2 protein-coding genes are annotated in these 3,958 nt (G+C 52.0%); one reads left to right on the forward strand and one right to left on the reverse strand.

All coding sequences use genetic code 11. The features are described from left to right. The coding region (locus E1297_RS03760; protein WP_155134079.1) for a fatty acyl-AMP ligase at positions 1-2,151 on the reverse strand (2,151 nt) is incomplete at its 3' end. A 384-nt stretch (positions 2,152-2,535) separates the two neighbouring features. Between E1297_RS03760 and E1297_RS03765 the strand changes: the two genes are divergently transcribed. Further along, entirely contained in the window at positions 2,536-3,780 is a 1,245-nt protein-coding gene (locus E1297_RS03765) for an MFS transporter (protein WP_155134082.1), read from the forward strand. Positions 3,781-3,958 lie beyond the last annotated feature (178 nt).

Consider the following 3,958-nt stretch of genomic DNA (forward strand, 5'->3'; position numbering starts at 1 on the left):
CGGGCTCGGATAGTGGCCGCCAAACTGGCCGAAGTGCCGTTCCGGGGTCCAGACCGCCTCCAGGCCGGCCTCATCCGCAAGGTCAGCCGCTTTAAGGAGCAAATTGTAGCCGCTGTCGTCGCCAGCATCCGCATCATCGGATCCGAAAAAGAACAGCCCGAACCGCATCCGGCCGTCCCCCTCCTGAGCCAGGCCGATCCGGGACGGAGCCCCGGCCCCACGCGCCACGGCGACCCTGAGCCGGACCTGACCGTCCGTTTCCAGACACCAGAAACTGCGAATGTCTTCCAATCCGGGCAGACCGGAAAGTAGCTTGCCTATGCCATCGCTTGCGGGAATATCCGTTTTGCGGTCAAACCCTGCGAGACGGCGGATAACACCGGGGTCGGTCAGGACCGAGACATCGCCTGCCGCCTCCCATCGCGCCACTTCGGCGAGCGTTCCGTCTTCGAACTGCTGGCGGGCCTTTGCGCGCTGCAATTTCCCGGAGGTGGTTCTCGGAAGTGTTGCAGGCAGAATGAACACGATGGCCGCAACATCAATCTCGTGGAGCTCGAGCACCGCCCGGCGCATGGCCTTTGCCAGACTGTTCGGATCAAAACGGCGCAAGGAGGACCGGCTTAATTCATGCACCAGAACCAGTTGTTCATCGCCATCGTGGTCAATTCCGAAAGCAATCGTGCAGTCATGACCAAGCAATGGATCGCTGTCATTGGCGGTGATTTCCAGATCCATCGCATAGTGGTTCTGGCCCCGGACGATGACCATTTCCTTGATCCGGCCCAGCACATAAAGCTCACCGCCCTCTATCGCCCCCAGATCACCGGTTCGTAACCAGGTCCGTCCACTGTCATCGCCTGCAAGCCGCGCCCGGAAAACCTCTTCGGTCGCTTCAGGCTTGTTCCAGTAACCAGAAGCAACACATGGCCCGTATACCCAGATCTCTCCGACCAGCCCTTCCGTTTTCGGTTCGCGCGTATCTGGATCGACAATCATGACCTCATGCCCGCTTACAGGGACACCGGACGAGACGAGTTCACGCCCGGCGTTCTTTCCCTGTCTCTTTGATGAGAACCGATCGGGATCCTTTAAAGTCTTTTGCCAACGAACCGTTGTTCCCGTTTCGTCTACCAGTTGACCACTGGCGATCAAAACCGTTTCCGCCATTCCATAGACGGGGCGGAAACGGCTTGCCTCAAAGCCTGCAGAAGCGAACTTCCTGCTAAAAGCTTCCAAGGTACCTTTGCGCACGGGTTCTGCTCCGTTGAGCGCATGTTTCAGATGCGAGAGATCAAGCGATGCTGTCTCACTATCTTCGATCTTGTCGCAGCACATCTGCCATGCAAAATTTGGAGCCGTTGTGATGCTTGCCCCTGTCTCAGACAATAATGACAACCACCTTTTGGGTTGTTGAATAAAGCTGGCCGGTCCCATCAAATAAGACGGCATCCCGGCGAACATCGGATATAGGATCGTTCCAACAAGACCCATGTCGTGATAGGGTGGCAACCATCCACACATGGCCTCGTCCGGATTTCCTGCCTCCCTTCGGGAATGGCCAAAGTATTCGTGGATACGCTCTGCATTTGCCAGCAACTGCCGGTTTGTGACAGCCACCCCTTTGGGCTTTCCAGTTGTTCCCGACGTATACTGGAGAAAGGCCAGAGAACCACTATTAAACTCAACTACATCGCATAACGTTTCCTGTTTTATTATTTCATCCACCGGAAGGAACACAAGATCAAGATTGCCTTCAGCCAATTTATCCAACTGATCCGATTGGCATAGAATTGTCGAGGTTTGCGCATCGGCCAGGATGGAATAAAGCCGATCCATATGCTTGGTGTTTCTTGGGGGGTAAGCTGGAACTGCAACGACACCGGCCAGCTGACACCCGAAAAACGCCGATATGTAGTCAAGTCCCGGCGCGCACAAAATCAAAGCACGGTCACCGGTACATAGCCGATGCTTAATTGCGCTCGCAATTTTCAACGCTGATTTGAACAATTGCCCATCCGTCAAGGAAACCTCGCAAGGGCAGTCCTTTTCGGGAAATGAAAAAAATCTGTAAGCTAGTCTCTCGGGTGTCGATTTGGCCCTGAATTCAAGGATTTGGCCAATCGTATCTATAGAAAGCGAACTCATATTCATTGCGCACTCTCCTGATGCAGAGATTACGGCACTGACGATGGTTACAGCATCTGGGGATCAGCGCTCTCTCAGACATCGCTGTTGTGACTATAGTAAATTTTACACTGTCTAAATTTTCTAGTTAATAATATTTAATAGTTATTTTCTACAATGTCGTATTTTCTTATAATATTGTCTTAGAAAGACTTTCGAACATGCCTCACCCGGGCCTTTCGTGATCAGCCATTCCAATAAGGAGCTGATATGACAAAATATCCTTTTGCAAACATCCTCCAACGCTTTGTGGGCAAAGCCGCTCGATGAAGGTGCAATCATTCATAATGCAATCTATACGCATTAAATATAGTCATTTTAAATAAATGATTCTTGCACCCAAAGCAGATCATGGATCTCGAAATGTCGTCACTAACCTTAGAATCGAATAGTAAAAACAATAATCGCTACGCACTTTTTTTTATTTTTACGGTTGTATTTGTTAACTCACTGGGTGCCAGCATGGTAATGCCTGTATTGCCATCTTTTATAACGAACTTAACAGGAGGAACGATCGGTCAAGCAGCCAGTTGGGGCGGAATTCTAACCGGCATGTATGCCGTAATCATGTTTTTGGCCGGGCCAGCTGTCGGAAACCTCTCTGACAAACATGGAAGACGTCCTGTTATACTTCTCTCCTTAGGTCTTTTGGTTCTCGATTACATTATTATGGCATTGGCCCCAGACTTGTTCTGGCTTTTTGCCGGGCGCATTTTGTCGGGATTCTCCGCCGCAACATTCGCTGTTTCGTCTGCCTTCATTGCGGACGTTTCCGAAAAGCAAGACCGCGCGGCCAATTTCGGCCTTATTGGAGCGGGGTTCGGTCTCGGATTTGTAATCGGCCCCGCTATCGGAGGACTCATCGTTGAACTTGGCTTGCGGGCCCCTTTCTATGCGGCGGCCATCATCAACGCAGCCAGTTTGCTGTACGGGGTTGCCGTCCTTCCCGAAACGCTTGGCATGGATAAGCGCCGAAGCTTCACTTGGAAATGTGCGAATCCATTTATGGCATTGAAGCCACTCGCCGTCCCGGGCAAACAACGGCCCCTCCTTCTTGCTCTGCTTTTTTACATGCTCGCACAGAATGTGTATCCGGCAGTATGGGCCTATTTCACGGAAGGCACCCTGGGCTGGAAACCGGCTCAAATCGGCATTTCTCTCGCGTTTTACGGATTCAGTTACACGTTTGTCCAAGGCTACCTGACACGTGTCCTCTCGCGAAAGCTAGGTCTCAACACAACACTGGCGCTTGGGATGTTATCCGGCATTATAGCATTGGGGATTCTTGCGATTACGTCGCAAACATGGTTGGCATTTGCCGTGATCCCAATCGCAGCCCTTGGAGCACTTTCCTCCCCTGCATTCAACGGAATATTGGCGAACAGGACCAGTGACAATGCCCAGGGCGATCTTCAAGGGATCGTAGCAGCACTTGCTGGCATATCATTGATTTTCAGCCCTCTTGTTATGACCCAAGTCTATCATGTATTCACAACACCCCAGACGCTCATACAATTTCCCGGTGCGCCGTTCGCCCTTGCTGCCGCTTTGTTGATTGCTGCCATATTGCTTGTCGCCAAGGATCTGCACCAGTGAAAGCCAACCACCCGATTTGTCTTTCACTAGCCCGGATTATGCATCAGACCGCTGGTTTGTGTCTGTGCGACGGCTATGGGATTGACAGGGCACACTTGAGCGTTGCGCTGGCAGTCCGGAGCGCTCCTATGGGGCTTTGAGGGTTTCCGTTCGGGGTGAAAATGCCATCCGGCGGGAT

The organism is Roseibium sp. RKSG952 (assembly GCF_009711355.1).